This is a genomic window from Haloparvum sedimenti (genome assembly GCF_001462205.1).
Classification (GTDB): Archaea; Halobacteriota; Halobacteria; order Halobacteriales; family Haloferacaceae; genus Haloparvum; species Haloparvum sedimenti.
Genome location: NZ_LKIR01000116.1, coordinates 15,866 through 34,808, shown reverse-complemented (window position 1 = coordinate 34,808; position 18,943 = coordinate 15,866). Strand labels below are relative to the sequence as shown.

The 18,943-nt window shown below is 70.3% G+C and carries 21 protein-coding genes; 12 read left to right on the top strand and 9 right to left on the bottom strand.

Annotated elements, in window-relative coordinates:
• Positions 1-197 precede the first annotated feature (197 nt).
• The 5 genes from AN233_RS06625 (at position 198) to thiE (ending at position 4,966) form a co-directional block, all read left to right on the top strand.
• A complete protein-coding gene (locus tag AN233_RS06625; protein ID WP_176696660.1) occupies positions 198-1,376 on the top strand; it encodes a tubulin/FtsZ family protein in 1,179 nt (392 codons plus the stop codon).
• Positions 1,377-1,394: 18 nt separating this feature from the next.
• Positions 1,395-2,057 (top strand): 2-phospho-L-lactate guanylyltransferase, encoded by a 663-nt coding sequence (gene cofC, locus AN233_RS06620; RefSeq protein ID WP_058366011.1) that lies wholly within the window; start codon positions 1,395-1,397, stop codon positions 2,055-2,057.
• Between the two features lie 100 nt (positions 2,058-2,157).
• Entirely contained in the window at positions 2,158-3,336 is a 1,179-nt protein-coding gene (gene cofG / locus AN233_RS06615) for a 7,8-didemethyl-8-hydroxy-5-deazariboflavin synthase subunit CofG (protein WP_058366010.1), read from the top strand.
• A gap of 46 nt (positions 3,337-3,382) precedes the next feature.
• Entirely contained in the window at positions 3,383-4,240 is an 858-nt protein-coding gene (locus AN233_RS06610; RefSeq protein ID WP_176696659.1) for a mechanosensitive ion channel family protein, read from the top strand.
• Positions 4,241-4,309: 69 nt separating this feature from the next.
• The gene (gene thiE / locus AN233_RS06605; RefSeq protein WP_058366009.1) at positions 4,310-4,966 is read left to right on the top strand and encodes a thiamine phosphate synthase; all 657 of its coding nucleotides are present in this window, start codon (positions 4,310-4,312) and stop codon (positions 4,964-4,966) included.
• A 172-nt stretch (positions 4,967-5,138) separates the two neighbouring features.
• Here the strand turns inward: thiE and AN233_RS06600 are convergent, their stop codons facing one another.
• The gene (locus AN233_RS06600) at positions 5,139-5,867 is read right to left on the bottom strand and encodes an SDR family oxidoreductase (RefSeq protein WP_058366008.1); all 729 of its coding nucleotides are present in this window, start codon (positions 5,865-5,867) and stop codon (positions 5,139-5,141) included.
• Between the two features lie 102 nt (positions 5,868-5,969).
• Here AN233_RS06600 and AN233_RS06595 point away from each other — a divergent pair, with 102 nt between their 5' ends.
• The 3 genes from AN233_RS06595 to cruF are packed head-to-tail and all read left to right on the top strand — an operon-like array spanning position 5,970 to position 9,383.
• Complete coding sequence (locus AN233_RS06595; RefSeq protein ID WP_058366007.1) at positions 5,970-7,469, top strand: phytoene desaturase family protein; 1,500 nt, start codon at positions 5,970-5,972, stop codon at positions 7,467-7,469.
• Between the two features lie 4 nt (positions 7,470-7,473).
• A complete protein-coding gene (locus AN233_RS06590) occupies positions 7,474-8,475 on the top strand; it encodes a prenyltransferase (RefSeq protein WP_058366006.1) in 1,002 nt (333 codons plus the stop codon).
• Entirely contained in the window at positions 8,472-9,383 is a 912-nt protein-coding gene (cruF, locus tag AN233_RS06585) for a bisanhydrobacterioruberin hydratase (protein ID WP_058366005.1), read from the top strand. The genes AN233_RS06590 and cruF overlap by 4 nt, the downstream gene beginning before the upstream one ends.
• Before the next feature lie 32 nt (positions 9,384-9,415).
• Here the strand turns inward: cruF and AN233_RS06580 are convergent, their stop codons facing one another.
• From AN233_RS06580 to purS, 7 genes are all read right to left on the bottom strand, one after another.
• Positions 9,416-9,991 (bottom strand): transporter, encoded by a 576-nt coding sequence (locus AN233_RS06580; RefSeq protein ID WP_094192409.1) that lies wholly within the window; start codon positions 9,989-9,991, stop codon positions 9,416-9,418.
• A 65-nt stretch (positions 9,992-10,056) separates the two neighbouring features.
• Complete coding sequence (locus AN233_RS06575) at positions 10,057-10,668, bottom strand: GNAT family N-acetyltransferase (protein WP_058366003.1); 612 nt, start codon at positions 10,666-10,668, stop codon at positions 10,057-10,059.
• A 130-nt stretch (positions 10,669-10,798) separates the two neighbouring features.
• On the bottom strand, positions 10,799-11,722 hold the full coding sequence (locus AN233_RS06570) for a DMT family transporter (RefSeq protein WP_058366057.1): 924 nt from the start codon (positions 11,720-11,722) through the stop codon (positions 10,799-10,801).
• Positions 11,723-11,828: 106 nt separating this feature from the next.
• A complete protein-coding gene (locus AN233_RS06565; protein ID WP_058366002.1) occupies positions 11,829-12,323 on the bottom strand; it encodes a CBS domain-containing protein in 495 nt (164 codons plus the stop codon).
• 58 nt (positions 12,324-12,381) lie between these two features.
• Positions 12,382-14,163: a dihydroxy-acid dehydratase gene (gene ilvD / locus AN233_RS06560; protein WP_058366001.1), complete on the bottom strand. Its 1,782-nt coding sequence runs from the start codon at positions 14,161-14,163 to the stop codon at positions 12,382-12,384.
• Positions 14,164-14,243: 80 nt separating this feature from the next.
• Positions 14,244-14,921, bottom strand: a complete 678-nt coding sequence (gene purQ, locus AN233_RS06555; RefSeq protein WP_058366056.1) for a phosphoribosylformylglycinamidine synthase I — start codon at positions 14,919-14,921, stop codon at positions 14,244-14,246.
• 61 nt (positions 14,922-14,982) lie between these two features.
• Positions 14,983-15,234, bottom strand: coding sequence for a phosphoribosylformylglycinamidine synthase subunit PurS (purS, locus tag AN233_RS06550; protein WP_058366000.1), 252 nt, complete (start codon positions 15,232-15,234; stop codon positions 14,983-14,985).
• Between the two features lie 210 nt (positions 15,235-15,444).
• Here purS and AN233_RS06545 point away from each other — a divergent pair, with 210 nt between their 5' ends.
• From AN233_RS06545 to AN233_RS06540, 3 genes are all read left to right on the top strand, one after another.
• Positions 15,445-16,419, top strand: a complete 975-nt coding sequence (locus AN233_RS06545) for a formyltetrahydrofolate deformylase (protein ID WP_058365999.1) — start codon at positions 15,445-15,447, stop codon at positions 16,417-16,419.
• 53 nt (positions 16,420-16,472) lie between these two features.
• Positions 16,473-16,628 carry a hypothetical protein gene (locus AN233_RS17250; RefSeq protein ID WP_176696658.1) on the top strand — a complete coding sequence of 52 codons (156 nt, stop codon included), beginning with the start codon at positions 16,473-16,475 and terminating at the stop codon, positions 16,626-16,628.
• A 65-nt stretch (positions 16,629-16,693) separates the two neighbouring features.
• On the top strand, positions 16,694-17,140 hold the full coding sequence (locus AN233_RS06540; protein WP_058365998.1) for an NYN domain-containing protein: 447 nt from the start codon (positions 16,694-16,696) through the stop codon (positions 17,138-17,140).
• A gap of 114 nt (positions 17,141-17,254) precedes the next feature.
• On the opposite strand, the gene AN233_RS06535 is transcribed toward AN233_RS06540, so the two are convergent.
• A complete protein-coding gene (locus tag AN233_RS06535) occupies positions 17,255-18,511 on the bottom strand; it encodes a tRNA (N(6)-L-threonylcarbamoyladenosine(37)-C(2))-methylthiotransferase (protein WP_058365997.1) in 1,257 nt (418 codons plus the stop codon).
• Between the two features lie 176 nt (positions 18,512-18,687).
• Here AN233_RS06535 and AN233_RS06530 point away from each other — a divergent pair, with 176 nt between their 5' ends.
• A complete protein-coding gene (locus AN233_RS06530; protein ID WP_058365996.1) occupies positions 18,688-18,873 on the top strand; it encodes a DUF5786 family protein in 186 nt (61 codons plus the stop codon).
• Positions 18,874-18,943: the final 70 nt, after the last annotated feature.

The window sequence follows — 18,943 nt, the reverse complement described above, 5'->3', positions numbered from 1 at the left end:
CCAATCCGGGGGCTTCGGGGACGCCGTGCCGTCCTCGGTCCCCGTCAACGGCTCCCTACTGCCAGTCTCACGCTCTGATAAACGAGGGTCTTCGGGGGCCTAGACGGCCATATCGCCCGAATACGCCGATTGGGGGCATCACAAGGTTTATATCCGCGATCCTACTGTGCTTCCTTCAAAGACCATCAGGGGACATCATGAAACTGGCAATGATCGGATTCGGACAGGCGGGGGGCAAAATCGTCGACAAGTTCCTGGAGTACGACAAGCGGACCGGTTCCGAGATCGTCCGCGCCGCGGCCGCGGTCAACACCGCGAAGGCGGACCTCATGGGTCTCGAGCATATCCCGGAGGACCAGCGCGTACTTATCGGCCAATCGCGGGTGAAGGGCCACGGCGTCGGCGCGGACAACGAACTCGGCGCGGAGATCGCCGAGGAGGACATCGACGAGGTGCAGGGCGCCATCGACTCGATCCCGGTTCACGAGGTGGACGCGTTCCTCGTCGTCGCCGGGCTCGGCGGCGGGACCGGCTCCGGCGGCGCACCGGTGCTGGCCAAGCATCTCAAGCGTATCTACACAGAGCCGGTGTACGGGCTCGGCGTACTCCCCGGCAGCGACGAGGGGGGCATCTACACGCTCAACGCGGCGCGTTCGTTCCAGACGTTCGTCCGTGAGGTTGACAACCTCATGGTGTTCGACAACGACGCGTGGCGGAAGACCGGCGAGTCGGTGCAGGGCGGCTACGAGGAGATAAACGAGGAGATCGTCCGACGGTTCGGCATCCTGTTCGGCGCCGGCGAGATCCAGCAGGGCCAGGAGGTCGCCGAGTCCGTCGTCGACTCCTCCGAGATCATCAATACCCTCTCCGGCGGCGGCGTCTCCACCGTCGGCTTCGCGGAGGAGGAAGTGGAAGAGCAGAGCTCTAACGGCCTGCTCTCGCGCCTCCGCGGCGGCGAAGGGGACGAGGAGCTCGACACGGCGCACACGACCAACCGCATCACCAGCCTCGTGCGCAAGGCCGCGCTCGGCCGACTCACCCTCCCGTGTGAGATCGAGGGCGCCGAGCGGGCGCTGCTCGTGATGGCTGGCCCGCCGCAGTACCTCAACCGGAAGGGGATCGAGCGCGGCCGGAAGTGGCTCGAGGAGCAGACCGGCTCGATGGAAGTTCGCGGCGGCGACTACCCCTACCGCGGGGCCGGTTTCGTCGCGGCGGTCATCCTGCTCGCGGGCGTGACGAACGTCCCGCGCATCAAGGAGCTCCAGCAGGTCGCCATCGAGGCCCAGGATAACCTCGAGGAGATCCGCGAGGAGAGCGACGACAACCTCGAGACCCTCGTCAACGACGACGAGGACGAGCTCGAGTCGCTGTTCTGAGTCCCCGGTTTCCCGCTCGTGGACGTTTTCCTCCCGTTTTCGACCGATCGCCCCAAGAGCCGGCTGGCCGACACGCTGACGCCGACCGAGCGTGAGTCGTTCGCCCACGCGATGCTGGCGGACGTGCTCGAGGCGGTCGCGTCCGCGGGCGGCGAGCCCCACCTGCTCGCGACCGCGCCGCTCGACCGCGATCGCGTGCCCTCGGCCGCGGGCGCGGACATGCCGGTCACGGTCGACGACCGACCGCTCACGCCGGCCGTGAACGCGATGTTACCCGAGGATCCGAAGGACGACCCGGTCGCGGTCGTCGTGAGCGACCTCGCGTTGGCGACGCCGGAGCCCCTCGAGCGCCTGTTCGACGTGGCGCCCGACGGCGGCGTGGCGATGGCGCCCGGTCGTGGCGGCGGGACGAACGCGCTCGTCGTCGACCATCCGACGTTTCGGGTCGACTACCACGGCGCCTCCTGTCGCGATCACCGGCGGATCGCCCGCGAGGTCGGCGCCGACTTGCGAGAGGTCGACTCCCGCCGCCTCGCCACGGACGTCGACGAGCGCGCGGACTTGGCCGAAGTGCTGCTCCACGGCGGGGGCGCCGCCCGCGACTGGCTCGCCGACGCCGGGTTCGAACTGGCGATCGATGCCGGGCGCGTCGGCGTGAAGCGGACCGACGGCGACCGATAATCGGTCCGGTCCGACGGCGGCCTCTCCGGCTCGACGGCGGCTCCCGCCACCGCGTGCCGGGACTGATACGCTTTTGAGGGTCGCCCGACGAGGTGGGGGCGTGTTCGAGGGCGTCGACGCGTACGACATCGATATCTCGATCGGTCAGGACGCCGTCGAGCGGCTGCTGGCGGTCGGCCCCGGCGACGTCGAGGCCGCCGACGCGCTCACCTTCTCGCGGAACGTCTTTCTCCCGCTGACGACCGCCTGCCGGTACACCTGCACGTACTGCACCTACTACGACGTGCCCGGCGAGGCGAGCCTGATGAGCCCGGAGGAGGTCCACGAGCAGTGCCGGGTCGGCGCCGACGCCGGCTGCACGGAGGCGCTTTTTACCTTCGGCGACGACCCCGACGACCGCTACACCGCGATCCACGACCAGCTGGACGCGTGGGGGTTCGACTCGATCCACGACTACCTCTACCGCGCCTGTGAGATCGCTCTGGAGGAGGGGCTGCTCCCCCACTCGAACCCCGGCGACTGCTCCGAGGAGCAGTTCGCCGACCTCCGCGAGGTGAACGCCTCGATGGGCGTGATGCTGGAGACGACCGCGGACGTGGCCGCCCACACCGGCGGCCGCAGAAAGACGCCGGGCCAGCGGCTCAACACGATCCGTGCGGCGGGCCGGCAGGGCGTCCCCTTCACCACCGGAATTCTCGTGGGGATCGGCGAGACGCCCCGAGACCGCGCGGAGAGCCTGCTGGCGATCCGCGACCTCCACGAGCGGTACGGGCACGTGCAGGAGGTGATCGTCCAGAACGTCGTGCCGAACGAGCGATCGGACTTCGCGAAGCCCGACCTCGACACGATGCGACGGACGGTGGCCATGGCCCGGGCGGCGCTTCCCGAGGAGGTGTCGGTGCAGGTGCCACCCAACCTCTCGCCGGCCGCGGAGCTGGTCGACTGCGGCATCGACGACCTCGGCGGCGTCTCCCCCGTGACTGACGACTACATCAACCCCGAGTACGAGTGGCCGGCGATCCACGAGCTTCGGGACGTGGCCGACGCCGGCGGCGTGCCGCTCAACGAACGGCTTCCGACCTACGACCGCTACCTCCCGGCGGACCTGCGACGGGACGAGGCCGGCACGGCTCCCGCGCCCGCGGCCGCGGACCGGGACGAGTGGGTCCCCGGATCGGTTCGCGGTCGGATCGAGCGCGACGACCCGCACGGCCGCCGACTCCGCGCGGTCGCCGCCCGCGACGCACCGATCCCGGTCCGACCGAGGCCGACCGACTGATGTCGCTGCCACCAGACTCTTTATAAATGCGTCCTACTCTCTCGGTATGGTGTCACTCCTGCAGCTCGGTGCCGTACTGGACGCCGTCGACCTCGGGTCGATAGCCGTCTCGGCGGCGCTGTTCGTCGCCGGGTTCGTCGCCGTCTACCTGCTCGGCATGGCGCTGTTCGTGCCGGCGGTTCGGCGGCTGCTCGGCTCGAAGGGCTTCGACGAAGCGGTCCGCAGCCTCGCGACGAGCGTCGCGCGGGCGGTCGTCTGGGTGGGCGCGGTCGCGATCGCGTTCACCGTCGCCGGCTTCGGCGCGTTCCTGTCGGCGTTCGCGGTGTTCGGTGGCGCGATCGCCCTCGCGATCGGCTTCGCCGCGCAGGATCTGCTCGGTAACTTCGTCGCCGGCGTCTTCATCCTGAAGGACAAGCCGTTCGAGGTCGGCGACTGGATCGAGTGGGACGGCAACGCCGGCCGCGTCGAGGACATCGACCTCCGCGTCACCCGCGTCCGGACGTTCGACAACGAGCGGATCACGGTGCCGAACGGCGACCTCGCCAACGACGCCGTGACGAACCCGGTTGCCTACGAGACGCTGCGCCAGAAGTTCGTCTTCGGGATCGGCTACGAGGACGACATCGACGCGGCGACGGACATCATCATCGAGGAGGCGGAGGCCCACGCCGACATCCTCGACGACCCCGGGCCGTCCGTCCGACTGGTCGAGCTCGGCGACTCCGCGGTCGGCCTCCAGTCGCGCTGGTGGATCGAGGACCCGGATCGCGGCGACTTCGTCCAGGTACGTTCCGAGTACGTCCAGCGCGTCAAGGAGCGGTTCGACGCGGCGGACATCGACATGCCGTACGTGCACCGCGAACTCACCGGCAGCGTCGAGGTCCTCGAGCGCGCCGCGGAGTGACGGCCACGGCGGTTCCCCTTCTTGACCGGAGCGGTACTTCCAAGGGGTACAACCAAGTAGTCGAAGCCGATGGACCCCACGGAGTGGCGGACGTATCTCGTGACCCAACGGAGCCGATCCGGCGGACGTTCCACGGAGTCGGTAGTGGAAGCGGCCCTCTCCGGTGGCGTCGACGCCGTCCAACTGCGTGAGAAGGACGTGGACGCGCGGACGCGCTACCGGATCGGTCGACGACTCCGCGAGCTGACCGCCGCGGCCGACGCCGCACTGATCGTCAACGACCGCGTGGATCTCGCCGCGGCGCTCGACGCCGACGGCGTCCACCTCGGTCAGTCGGACCTGCCGGTCGAGGTCGCACGCGAGCAACTCGGTCCGGACGCGGTCGTCGGCTGCTCGACATCCACCGTCCGCGAGGCGGAGGCGGCGGTCGACGCCGGTGCGGACTATCTCGGCGTCGGTGCCGTCTACGGCACGTCGTCGAAGGACGTCGCAGAAGGGAAGGACGGCATCGGCCCCGAGAGGGTCGGGGAGATCGCGCGTGCGGTCGACGTACCCGTGGTCGGCATCGGCGGCATCGACGCTTCGACCGCGGCGCCGGTCGTCGAGGCGGGCGCGAGCGCGGTCGCCGTCATCACCGCGATCGCGGGCGCGGAGGATCCGACTGCGGCCGCCCGCGAGCTTCGCGCGAGCGTCATCGAGGCCGGCGAGTCGCGCGTCGACGGCTGACCGCGGAGAGAGGATCGCGCGTTGTGGGGCGAACAGGCGGCGCGTCGACAAACCCGGGCCGGCGTGCCGCACTCCCGCCGTGACCGACCCGGGCGAGCCCTCAGGTCACGGGACGGCTGGTTCGTTCCGGGACAAAAATGTCCGCACGAATGTCCCGTGTGGGGTCTGTGCGTTAACGGGTCGCAGCCTTCCACTCGCGGAGCCCGAGTCGCTGGCCGTCCAGTTCCTCGGCGGGCGCCTCGGTCGCCGCCCAGACGAAGAGCGGAGCCACGCTCTCGGGATCACGCGCGCTCTCCTTACCGGTGAGGTCCGTGGCGACGATGCCGGGGTCGACCACCCCGACCGCCGCGTCGAGGTCGGCGGCGAAGCCGCGGGCGATTCCCTCCGCCGCGGCCTTCGAGACCGCGTAGGGGCCCATCCCGCTCCGGCTCTCGGCGGCGACGGCGCCGGACGGAACGATGACTCGGGCCCCGTCGGCGAGGTGCGGGACCGCCTCGGTGACCGTCGCGAAGACGCCACGGGCGTTCGTCCGCATCGCGTCGTCGAAGTCGGCGTAGGAGGCCTCGTGGAGCGGGACCTCTCCCGGCGCGCCGTGGATGACCGCCGCGTTGGCGAGCACCACGTCGAGGGGGCCGCCCTCGCGGACGGCGCCTTCCAGGAATCGCTCCACGTCGAACTCGTCCCGAACGTCCGCGCGCATCCCCCACGCGCGGCCGTCGGGATCCGCGTCGGCGTCCGCGCCGGCGTCTGCGTCCGCGGCGTTCAGGTCGTCGACCGTCGCGTCGACCGCGTCGGCGTCGCGCCCGCAGACGGCGACGAACGCCCCGGCCTCGACGAACGCCGCGGCGACGGCCCGTCCGATCCCGCTCGTGGCTCCGGTGATGACGACCGTCGTGTCCATGCCCGCCGTTGGCCCGTCGGGACCTTAGTGATGCCGTCGCCTCCCGGGGTCGCCCGTCGAGCCGCGGCCGAGGTTTATACCTGCGACGGTCGAAGGAGCGGTATGGACGTGGCCCCCGACATGGACTCCCTCGCGGGCGAATCCGTCGCGGTGATCGGCGGCGGGTTCGGCGGACTCTCGACCGCCTGTTACCTTGCCGACGCCGGCGCCGACGTGACGCTGTTGGAGAAGAACGAACAGCTCGGCGGCCGCGCGAGCCGGCTGGAGGCCGAGGGGTTCCGATTCGACATGGGCCCCTCGTGGTACCTGATGCCTGACGTGTTCGAGCGCTTCTTCGGCCACTTCGGCAGAGCTCCGCCGGAGTACTACACGCTCTCGCGGCTGGACCCGCACTACCGCGTCTTCTGGAAGGACGGCGACAGCGTCGACGTGCTGCCCGACCTGGAGGCGAACAAGGAGCTGTTCGAGTCCTACGAGCCGGGCGCCGCGGACGCGCTGGAGCGCTACCTCGAGAAATCCGAGCGCAACTACGAGGTGGGGATGGAGCACTTCGTCTACGAGGACCGGCCGAACCTCCGCGACTACGTCGATCTCGACGTATTGCGGCACTCGTGGGGACTCTCGCTGCTCGGGACGATGCAGGGCCACGTGGAGAACTACTTCGAGCACCCGAAGCTCCAGCAGCTGATGCAGTACACGCTGGTGTTCCTCGGCGGTTCGCCCACCAACACGCCCGCGCTCTACAACCTGATGAGTCACGTCGACTTCAACATGGGCGTCTACTACCCCGACGGCGGGCTGGGCGCGGTCGTGGACGGCGTGGTGGACCTGGGCGACGAGCTCGGCGTCGACTACGTCACCGACGCGGAGGTGACCGCCATCGAGGGGCGTCGCGGCGGCTTCGCGCTCGACACCGTCAACGGCGAGCGCCACCTCGCGGATCTCGTCGTCTCGGACGCCGACTACGCCCACACGGAACAGGCACTGTTGCCGCCGGAGAAACGCCAGTACACGGAGGCGTACTGGGAGTCGCGGACGTACGCGCCCTCGGCGTTCCTGATCTACCTCGGCGTGGAGGGCGACGTGCCCGAACTCGCCCACCACACGCTGGTGCTCCCCACGGAGTGGCAGTCGCACTTCGACACGATCTTCGAGGAGCCCGGCTGGCCCGACGACCCGGCCTACTACCTCTGCGTCCCCTCGAAGACCGACGAGACGGTCGCCCCCGAGGGCCACAGCAACCTGTTCGCGCTGGTCCCCATCGCGCCGGGACTCGACGACACGCCGGAGATGCGCGAGACCTTCCGCGAACTGGTGCTCGACGACATCGCCGAGAACACGGGGACCGACCTCCGCGACCGCATCGTCTTCGAGGAGACGTTCTGCGTGAGCGACTTCGCGGACCGGTACAACAGCTATCAGGGCTCCGCGCTCGGGCTGGCCCACACCCTGCGCCAGACCGCGCTGTTGCGGCCGCCCCATCACTCCGAGGCGGTCGACGGGCTCTACTTCACCGGCTCGACCACGACGCCCGGAATCGGCGTACCGATGTGTCTGATAAGCGGTCAGCTGACGGCCGAGCGCGTGAGCGAGATGCACTGACCCGATGGACAACACACCGGAGGAGAACGTCAACGCGGACGGCGGCCGGTCGGGGAGCGACCGCGCCGACAGCGATCGGTCGCCCGGCGACAGCCTCCGATACCTGTTGACGCTCTCGCGGCCGCGGTTCTGGCTCTACCTCGCCGGCCCGGTCGCGGTGGGGGTCGTCTACGCGGCCGACTCGACCGCGGACCTGCTGGCGCCCGCCGCAATCGGGCTGTTCGCCTACTTCCTGTTTCCCGCGAACGTCCTGCTGTACGGCGTCAACGACGCCTACGACGCCGAGATCGACGCCCGGAATCCCAAGAAAGCGAACGGCGACGCGGCGGGGGTGGTCGCGGACGCGACGGAGCCGGGCAGCGGTGCACCGGAGCCGAGCGAGGCGGCGAAGGAGGCGCGCTGGCGCGGCGACCCGCTCGCGGCCGTCGCGGTCGCCGCCTCGGGGCTGCTCGGGCTGGCGACGTTCGCGCTCGCGCCGCCGCTCGCGTGGCCCTACCTCGCCGGCTTCTTCCTGCTCGGCGTGGAGTACAGCGCGCCGCCGCTCCGGTTCAAGACCACGCCGCTCCTGGACTCGCTCTCGAACGGGCTCTACATCCTCCCGGGCGCGGCCGCCTACGCGACGGTCGCCGGCGCCCACCCGCCCGCGCTCGCGCTGGCCGGCGCGTGGCTGTGGACGATGGCGATGCACACCTTCTCCGCGGTCCCCGACATCGAACCGGACCGCGCCGCGGGGATCACCACGACCGCGACCGCGCTCGGGAAGGCGCGCACCTACGCCTACTGTCTGGTCTGCTGGACCGGCGCGGCGGCCGCGTTCGCGGCGCTCGACGTTCGGTTCCTGTTCGCGTTCGGCGTCTACCCCCTCTTCCTGTCGTGGGTCGCGACGAGCGACGTGGCCGTCGAGCGCGCCTACTGGTGGTTCCCACTCGTCAACGGCGTCGTCGGCGCGGGGATCACGATGGGCGGGCTGTGGCTCCTCGTGCCGGTCACGGAGGTGGTCGGGTGAGCGGCGACGGCACCGAGTCCGCCGGCGCGGGGGCCGCGGACGCGCCGAGCGCCTCGACCGCCGACCGCCTCCGCGCCGCCGTCCCCGACTCCCGGGCCGCGTTCGAGGCCCGCTTCGACCGTCTCGTCCGGGAGAACCGGTTCACCATCGCGGTGCTGTTCCCGGCGGTGGGGGCGGCGACGCTCGTCGCCAGCGCGGAAGGGTGGCTTCCCGACCCGCTCGCGTTCAACCCGTGGTTCGTCCTGTTCGGCGTGCTGGTGATGCGCTCGCCGCTCGTGGCGGGCGTACTCCCGCTCGTGGACCGCCGGGCCGTCGGCTGGATCGGCCTCCTGACCGCCTACACCTACGTCATCGAGACGGTGGGCGTCCGGACTGGCTGGCCCTACGGCGGCTTCTCGTACGGCGTCGACCTCGGGCCGATGCTCGGCGGCGTCCCGCTGGCACTCCCGGTGTTCTTCCTCCCGCTCGTCGCGAACGCCTACCTGCTGTGTCTGCTCCTGCTCGGCGACCGCGCCGCGCGGACGCTCCCGCGACTGCTGGTGGTGATCGCCGCCGTCGTGACGATGGACGTGGTGTTAGACCCCGGCGCCGTCGCGCTCGGCTTCTGGCGCTACGACGCCGCGGGCGGGTTCTACGGCGTCCCGCTCTCGAACTACCTCGGCTGGGTGCTCTCGGCGACCGTCGCCGTGGGCGCGCTCGACCGCGCGTTCGACCGCGAGGCGCTCGGCGAGCGCCTGAGCGACTGCGAGTTCATGCTCGACGACATGGTGAGTTTCGTGATCCTCTGGGGCGGGATCAACCTCTGGTTCGGGAACTACCTGCCGACGCTGGTCGCGGCCGGGTTCGGCCTCGCGCTCGTCCGCGCGGACCGGTTCGACGCCGCGGTACTGGACCCGCGCAGCTGGTGAAAAATCCCCTCCTGCGTCCCGATCAGTCCTCGTCAGTCCTCGCCGAGTCCCGCGATGACGGCGACCCCGCCGCCGACCGTGCCGAGCGCGAGCGGGTAGACGACGCCAGCCAGCAGCACCGCCGTCACGGTGTCCGGCGCGATGGAGCCGTCGTACGAGAACAGGAACGCGCCGACGACCGCGAGCGGGAGGTAGCCGAGCGCGACCGAGGCACCCGCAAGGGCGCCGTCCGCGGGCTCGGAGGCTCCCTGAAGGACGACGAGTGCGACCCCGGCGGCGATCAGGAGGACCACCGGAACGAGGTAGAGCAGCGCCAGCGAGCCGCCCTCCGCCGCGGCGATGAAGTTCTCCGACCGGGGACCGCCGAGGCCGCCCTCGAAGCGCGTGCGGACGAAGTGGGCATTGTAGAACAGCCAGCCGACGGCCTTCCACACCGGGATCGGGTCACCGCCGAACAGGTCGGCGAGGAAGTTGAACCCCTGGAGGCGCTCCTCGACGGAGCCGGACTGCCAGACGTAGGTGATCAGGTAGCCGAGGAGGGACGCGGCGGCGCCGGCGACGGCACCAGCGGCGAGCGGGACGCGGTCGGAAAGCGATCTGTCGGCCATACTGGCCGCGTTTCGAGCGGCGAGACTAATTACTGGCGGCCGAAAGCGGAATCATCCCGCTTCAGTTACAGGATGTCGGTGCCGCCGTCGGTCGCCTCGCGCCACTCCGCCTGTGAGATCGAGTAGCGCACCTCGTCGGCGACGCCGCCATCCAGGTCGAGGAGGGTGTTGCGGAGGCGTCCCTCGCGGCGGCCGCCGAACCGGTCGACGTACTTCCCGATGGCGCGCTCGGACTGCTCGTTCTTCGGATGGTGCGAGACGACGACGATCTCCAGGTCGAGGCGGTCGAACGCGAGCTCGCAGAGCGCGGCCGCTCGCTCGCCGGAGTAGCCCCGACCCCAGAACCACTTGCGGAGCCAGAGGCCGAGGACGGCGGTCCGCCGGTCCCACTTCAGGCCGATGCCGGTCATGCCGGCGATCTCGCCGGCGCCGTCCTCGCCCTCGCGCGGGCGGATCACGTAGCCGGCCGCCTCGCGGTCGTCCCACTTCGTCCGGCCGCGTTCGAGGAACTCCGCGGTCTCCTTCGGGGTCTCGTGGGGGCTCCACGAGACGTACTCCGTGATCTCGTCGATCCCGGGGTCGTTCGAACAGATGTCGTACAGCTCGTGAACGTCGACGCGCTCTGGCCACCGCGGCTCGAACCGGAGGCGCTCCGTCTCGAACGTCTCGGGGAACATGCCCCGAGGGTGACGCTCCGAGACATAAAGGCTACTCCGGGGGTGAGAAGAACCCGCACGGTTCCGCCGGCCGCGACGCCCTCGTTTGAGGACCGCAACGCCGGCGGACGAGGACCGCAACGCCGCCCGACTACGACCGCGACGCCAGGTACCGGCTCCACTCCTGCCGGATCGCCTCTCGCTTGACCAGCAGGAAGCCGCCGAAGATGAGGACGAAGCCGACGACGGTCGGCACCGCGATCACTTCGCCGAGGAACAGCCAGCCCGAGAGGGCCGCGAAGACGGGCGCGACGTAGGAGACGAGGTTGATCTCGATCGGGCCGAGGCGGTCGAGCAGGTCGAAGTAGATCAGGAAGCCGAGCGCGCTGGCGGCGATCGAGAGGTACGCGAGCGAGGCGACCGCCTCCCACGTCCAGACGATGTCGGCGACGGACTCGCCGAGCCCGACCGCAAGCAGATGCATCAGGGCCGCGCCAAGGATCATCGACCACGCCTCCATCGTCTCGATGGGGAGGTCGGCGTCGACGGTGCCGGTCAGTACCGAGCCGAGCGCGAACGACGCGGCCGCGAGGAACACCAGCAACTTCGCGCCGGTTCCCTGTCCCAGCAGATTTCCGGGATCCGGCTGGGAGAGGACGACGACGCCCCCCAGTCCGATCAGGAGGCCGACGGTGCCGATCAGCGTGAGGCGCTCGCTCGGGAGGAACGCCCGCGCGAAGACGGTCGTCAGGACGGGCGAGAGGCTCACGAGGACGGCCGCGACCGCGCTTGTCACGTTGGGGTCGGTCTCGCCGACGAACAGGAAGGCGTGGTAGGCGGCGATGAGCAGCGTCGCGCCGAGCGCGACGAGGGTCCACTCGCCCCGGGTTCGGGGGATCGGGTCGTCGACGACGACCGCGGCGTACGCGAGCATGATGACGCCGGCCACGTCGTAGCGGATCGCCGCGAACAGCACCGGCGGGAAGAACTCCAGTCCCGCCTTGATCGCCATGAACGCCGATCCCCACACCGCCGCGAGGACCAGGAACAGCGCGAGGTTTCGGTGTCGGCTCACAGTGCCCGTCCACGCGCGGACGCCCTTACGGTTTCGAAGCGGGACGGCGTTGCCGCGGGCCGCGGTCGGTGCGGTCACGAACCGTCCCCGAGCCGCGTTCCGTCGTTTAGGCCTGCCGCTCGTCCCGGAACGCCCGGATCACGTCCTGTCTGGCGACGATCCCGATGAGTCGTCCCTCGTCGTCGACCACCGGGAGGCGGTTGATGTTCGGGTCGTCGCCGGACAGCAGGTCGAGGATTTCGTCCACGTCGGCGTCGGGTTCGACCGTTATCACCTCGGTCGTCATCACCTCCGATATCTCGCGGCCGGTGTTCCGAACGAAGTCGAGGCCGAGGTCCAAGTCCTCCCACGGCGGGTCGACCTGATAGGTGAGCGTGTCGACGAACGGCGGCAGCCCAACGGGGATCCAGAGCGTCTTGTCCTCCGGTTCGAACAGGTCCACGAGGTCGGACTCCGTGACGACGCCGAGGACGAATCGCTCCTCGTCGACGACCGGAAACCCGGAGAACTCGACGCGGGCGAACCGCTTGAGCACGTCGGCCACGTCGTCGTCCGAGGCCACCGTCTGCACGTCGGTCGTCATCAGGTCACGCGCTTGCATGCTCGGAAAATCGCCCGCCCGGGACGTAAGTCGTTCGCCGTGCCGACCGCGCTGCGAGCTACTCCTTGCGGAGCGCCGGGTTGGTGACCGCGCCGCGGGCCGCGGAGCCGAAGTCGCGACCGTACTTCGCCAGCACGCCGCCGTCGTAGACCGGCTCCGGCGGCTCCCACTCCGCGCGGCGGGCCGCCAACTCGTCGTCGTCGACGGCCACGGTCAGGTCGCGGTTCGGGATGTCGACGGTCACCTCGTCGCCGTCCTCGAGCAGCGCGATCGGGCCGCCGTCCGCCGCCTCGGGCGCGACGTGGCCGATCATCGGGCCGCGCGTGCCGCCGGAGAAGCGCCCGTCGGTCAACAGCGCCACGTCGTCCTCGTGGCCGGCGCCGACGACCGCGGCCGTGACGCCGAGCATCTCGCGCATCCCCGGCCCGCCGGTCGGCCCCTCGTTGCGGATGACGATCACGTCGCCCGAGGAGATCTCGCCGGTCTGGACGTACTCCATCGCGTCCTCCTCGTTCTCGAAGACGCGCGCGGGGCCCTCGTGGTAGAACTCGTCCTGCCCGGTCGCCTTCAGCACCGCGCCGTCCGGCGCGAGGTTCCCCTTCAGGATCTTGATGGCGCCCTCGGGCTGTTTGGGCTCGTCGACCGTGTAGAGGAACTCGGCGTCGATCTCGTCGTCGTCGGGGAGGACGCCGTCAGCCTCGAGTTCGGCGAGCTCCTCCTCGATGGTCCGTCCCGTCACGGTGAGCTGGTCGCCGTGGAACAGGTCCGCCTCCAGCAGGCGCCGGATGACGACCGGGACGCCGCCGACCTCGTGGAGGTCGTTCATCACGTGGGCGCCGCCGGGCTGGAGGTCCGCGATCTTCGGCGTGCGGCGGGAGATCTCGTCGAAGTCCTCGATGGTCAGGTCGACGCCCGCCTCGCCCGCGAGCGCGAGCAGGTGCAGCACCGCGTTCGTGGAGCCGCCGACCGCGGTCTGGAGCGCGATGGCGTTCTCGAACGACTCCCGGGTGAGGATGTCGGATGGGCGGCGGTCCTCCTCGACGCACTCCAGCACGAGGTCGCCCGCGCGCTCGGCCACCGCGTAGCGCTCGGGGTCCTCGGCGGGCGCGGACGCGGAGCCGAGCGGCGCCAGCCCGAGCGCCTCGGAGATGGACGCCATCGTGTTGGCGGTGAACATGCCGCCGCAGGAGCCCGCGCCGGGGCAGGCGTGCCGCTCCAGTTCGTCCAGTTCCTCGGCGTCCATCTCGCCCTGCGCGTACGTGCCGACGCCCTCGAACACCTGCACGATGGTCACGTCGCGGCCGTCGTGCTGGCCGGGCATGATGGAGCCACCGTAGAGGAAGACCGAGGGGAGGTCGGTCCGGATGGCGGCCATCAGCATGCCGGGCAGGTTCTTGTCACAGCCCGCGACCGTCACCAGCGCGTCCATGCGCTCGCCGAAGGAGACGAGTTCGACGGAGTCGGCGATGACCTCCCGCGAGATGAGGGAGGCCTTCATCCCCTCGGTCCCCATCGAGATGGCGTCCGAGATGGTGATGGTGCCGAACTCGATGGGCATCCCGCCCGCGGCGTCGACGCCGTCGAGCGCGGCGTCGGCCACGTCGTCGAGGTGGACGTTACAGGGCGTGATGTCGGCCGCGGGGTTGGCGATGCCGACCATCGGCGAGGAGAGGTCGGCGTCGTCGAACCCCATCGCGCGGAACATCGCGCGGTGGGGCGCCTTGTCCGCCCCTTCGGTCACGTCGCGGCTCCGGAGGGATTCGTCCTTCTCGCCGGCGAATCGGTCCTCGTCGCGGTCGTCCGGGTCGGTCCCGTCGCCCCGCGGCTGCTGCTGGCTCATACGGGAACCTCGCGCTCGGTCCGGTTAAATCGTCGCAAGGAAACAAGGGTTGCAGGGTGTGGGGAGTGACCCCGATCGACTCACGCGAACGCTTCGAGAATGCCCGCCCCGTCGGTGCTCGTCGCCACGTCGGGCAGCGTCGCGCGCTCGGGGTGCGGCATCAGCACCGCGACCGTCTCGCGCTCGCCGAGGACGCCGGCGACGTTGCCGGTCGAGCCGTTGGGGTTCGCGTCGTCGGTGACGTTCCCGTCCGCGTCGCAGTAGCGGAAGAGGACGCGGTCGTCGGCGACGAGGTCGTCGTAGGCGTCGTCGCCGATCTCGAAGCGGCCCTCGCCGTGGGCGATGGGGACCTCGATGACGTCGCCCTCGTCGTAGGCCGCGGTCCACGGCGTGTCCGTGCGCTCGACGCGGAGGTGGACCGGCTCGCACTGGAAGCGCGCGGAGGCGTTGGTGGTGAACGCGCCCGGCGTCAGTCCGGCTTCGGAGCCGATCTGGGCGCCGTTGCAGACCCCGAGGACCGGGACGCCATCGGCGGCCGCGTCGCGGACTTCCTCCATGATCGGCGCCCGCGCGGCCATCGCGCCGGCGCGGAGGTAGTCGCCGTAGGAGAAGCCGCCGGGGAGGACGATCCCCTCGGTGTCGTCCGGCAGGCCGTCCTCGTGCCAGACGCGCTCCGCGTCGACGCCGAGGTGGCCCAGCGCGCGGACGGCGTCGCGGTCGCAGTTGGAGCCGCCGAACTGGACGACCGAAACCGTCACGCCGAACACCCCGCGTGGGCGGCGTCAGTGACGGTTTCGATCGTCGCGACGACCGAGACCGTCATCGTTCCTCGACCGCGACCTCGTAGTCGTGAATGGTCGGGTTCGCCAGCAGGCGCTCGGCCATCTCGTCGGCGCGCGCGGCCGCGGCGTCCGCGTCGTCGGCCGACAGGTCGATCTCGAAGCGGTCGGCCGACCGGAGCCCCGACAGCTCGAAGCCGAGCCGCTCCAGCGCGTCCTTCGTCGTCTCGGCCTCCGGGTCGAGGACGCCCCGCTTCAGCCGGACGGTGACGGTCGCGGTGTAGTCGGTCATCAGTGTGTAGTGCGGGGTCGTGTGCAAAAACCGTTTTGGAAACGCTCCGATATGCACGTCCCTGTGTATCTGCGTCGGGACGCGGGCGGTCGAGGTCCGGCGCACCGGCCGATGGGATGCCGTGGCAGACCTGGCGCGGAGCGAAAGGGGCTAAACCGTCCGGTGCCTCGGTAGGTCCATGGTTCCGCTCGAACCGACGGAGGTGGTCGCATGACCCGCGAACTGACCGAGATCACCGTGGTCGGAGGAGACAAGACGGGACTCATCGCGCGGGTCACGACCCTGCTGTTCGAGCGGTCGATCAACATCGAGGACCTCGACCAGGCGGTCCGGGACGGGCTGTTCCGGATGACGATGCGCGTCGACGCCGCGGAGATGGACACCTCCCGCGAGGAGCTCCGCCGCGCGCTCGCGGACCTGGGCCGCGAACTCGACGTGGACATCCAGGTGCGGTTCCCGAACGACCGCGAGTCCCGGCGGATCGCGCTGCTCGTCACGAAGGAGAGCCACGCGCCCGAGACGCTGCTGGAGGCCGAGCGGAACGGCGAGCTCGCCGAGGACGGCGAGGCCGAAATCCCGGTCGTCATCGGCAACCGCGGCGACCTCCGCGACCTCGCGGAGCGCTACGACAAGCCCTTCTACGACGTGGGCGACGGCAACGGCTCGCCGGACGAGGACCGCATCCTCGACCTGCTGGCCGAGTACGATGTCGATCTGGTGGTGTTGGCGCGCTACATGCGCATCCTCGGCCCGAACGTGGTCTTCCGGTACGAGGGGCGGATCCTCAACATTCACCCGTCGCTGCTGCCGGCGTTTCCCGGCGCGCAGGCGTACCGGCAGGCGAAGGAGGCCGGCGTCCGGGTCGCGGGCGTCACCGCTCACTACGTGACGACGGATCTCGACCAGGGCCCGGTCGTGACCCAGCGCGCGTTCGACGTGCCCGACGGCGCGAGCGTCGCCGACATCAAGGCCCGCGGCCAGCCGCTCGAGGCGGAGGCGCTGCTGGAGGCGGTCCGGCTCCACCTCGCGGACGCCGTCTCGGTCCACAAGGGCCGCGTCCGCCTGCGCGAGGACGCCGACGTGGACGCACAGCTCGGGCTCCCGACCTCGGCTCGTGAGGCGAACCCGGACTCGCCGGTCGACGGCGAACCCCTGCAGTCCCCACCCGCGCCGTCCGACGACTGAGCCGCGAGCGAGCGACGACGCCTTTTTGCCCGCTTCACGCCACCATCGACGCGATGAACGCTGGGCGCGGGAACCGTGGCAGGAGCGAGCTGGTCGTCCTCCTGCTGTTGGCCCTGCTGGCGGTCGTCGCGCTCGCCGTCTTCCTCTACTACACCCTCGTCGTGCTCTCGGGGCTGCCGAACCCGATTCCGACGCCGACGGCCGGGTGAACGGCCGAGTAGCGGCCGGGACGCGGAACCAGCAGCCCTTTGCCGGTTGGGGAGGTACGCGGGGTATGGACGCGGAGGAGGGGCCGACCGGCGTCGCGTTGTTCGTCGACGGCCCGAACGTGTTGCGCGAGGAGTTCGACGTGGACCTCGACGACGTGCGCGAGGCTGCGGAGGCCGAAGGCCACCTGGTGACGACGCGGCTCTACCTCGACGAGCACGCCACGCCGGGACTCATCCAGGCGGCGGAGGCGCGCGGCTACGAGGTCGTGGTCACGAGCGGCGACGTGGACGTGAAGCTCGCGGTCGACGCCACCCGGTACGCGGCCGAGGAGCGCGCGGGCGCCATCGCCATCGCGTCCCGCGACACGGACTTCAAGCCGGTCGTCGAGACCGCCAACAGCTACGGCATCCGAACGCTCGCCATCGCGCCGGGCACGTTCGGGCGCTCGGACGCGCTCCGCAACGCCGCGACCCACTCCGTGACGCTCGACGGCGACGACGGCGACGACTGACCGGCTGACCCCCGAGGTCGCCGGGCAGACGACGGCGACGACTCACCGGACCGCCCGGTCCGCGGTTCAGAAAAGCTCCAGCGGCGAGACGGGGGCAGAAACCCCCCACGCCCGTCAGGCGTCGACCGGGTCCGCGAACGCGTAGACCGTGTTGTGGCCGGTCACCTCGACGTCGAGCACGTCCCCCACCTCGACGCCGCGGTTGGACGCGTTCTGGACGATGATCTGCCGGTACGCGGAGTCGCGGCACTTCACGGAGTCTCCGGTGCCTTCCTCGACGACCAGCACCTCGCGTTCGGTGCCGACCATCGACTCGTAGGCCTCGCCGACGACCGCCATCTTCAGCTCCGACATCGCCTTCGAGCGCTCCTTCTTGACGGTGCCGCCGAGGCCCTTCATGTCGGCGGCGTCCGTGCCGGGGCGCTTCGAGAAGCGCGTGACGTTGATCTTCTCGGGGCGGACCTCGCGGAGCAGGTCCATCGACCGCTCGTGGTCCTCGCTCGTCTCGGTGGGGAAGCCGACGATGAAGTCCGTCGAGAGCGTCCACTCGTCGAGCCGGTCGTCGAACGTCGCGACGACCTCGCGGAACTTGTCGACGCGGTGCTGGCGGCGCATCGACTCCAGCACCTCGTCGGAGCCGGACTGGACCGGCGCGTGGACGAAGTCGTACAGCTTCTCGTTGGCGGCGAAGACGTCCGCGAGCTCCTCGTGGATGCCGTGGATACCGCCGGGGTTGGCCATCCCGAGGCGGACCCGGAACTCGCCGTCGATGTCGCAGATGCGGTCGAGCAGTTCGGGGAGCTTGCGCTCGCCGTCGTCCCAGCCGTAGACGCCGGTGTCCTGTCCGGTGATCCGGATCTCCTTCGCGCCGGCGTGGACGAGCGCGCGGGCCTTCTCGACGTTCTCCTCGACGGTGGGCGAGTCGACGCGCCCGGTCGCGAACTTCGTGATGCAGTACGAGCAGTTGCTCATGCAGCCGCGCGCGATGGGGAGGATGCCGACGACGCCGTCGAGCACCGGCTCGGTGTCGGGCGTCACCGTCGGGCACTCGCCGTTGAGCACGTGGTCCGGTACCTCGTCCCAGTGGAGCACCTCGGCGTCGATGCCGGCCTCGCGGAACTGCTCGCCCTGCGCGAGCGCCATGCAGCCGGTGACGACCAGGTCGGCAGTCTCCTCCTGGAGCTCCTCGGCGCGCCGGAGCATGTTCCGCTCGGTCTTCTCGACGACGGTGCAGGTGTTCAGAATGGCGACGTCGGCCTCGGCCGGCCCCTCGGCGGGGTGGTGGCCGCCGTCCCGCAGTGCGCGCTCGATCTCGCGGCTCTCACCCCGGTTGGAGGTGCAGCCGTACGTCTCGATGTGGTACGTCGCCATCGCTTGTCCGATGTAGCGCGCCCGCGGGCAAAAGGACGACGGATCCACGTCGAACCGGCACCGATCCCGATACCGGACGTGGGATCGAACCACGCTACCGATCCGCAACCGCGCCAGCCGTTGTCGCGGCGCTCCGCGGCCGGACGAGTTTTCCGTGGGGGGTCGAACCGATACACATGGGCTTTGGCAGCTACGATGAATCCGAGCAGGAAACGGGGAGCCAAACCGACGAGGACGACGATTCTGAGGCCGTCAGCGTCCACGAGCACGACCACGAGGGCGAGGTCTCCTTCGAGAGCGAGGCATCCACCGACGACCTGGTCGGCCGCCTCTCGGAGATGCGCGACGAGGACGAGGAGTAGGAACTCGACGGAGACTCGGTGTACGACGCCGTTTCCGGTCGTAGCGCTGCGTTTTGACCTTCAGATACGG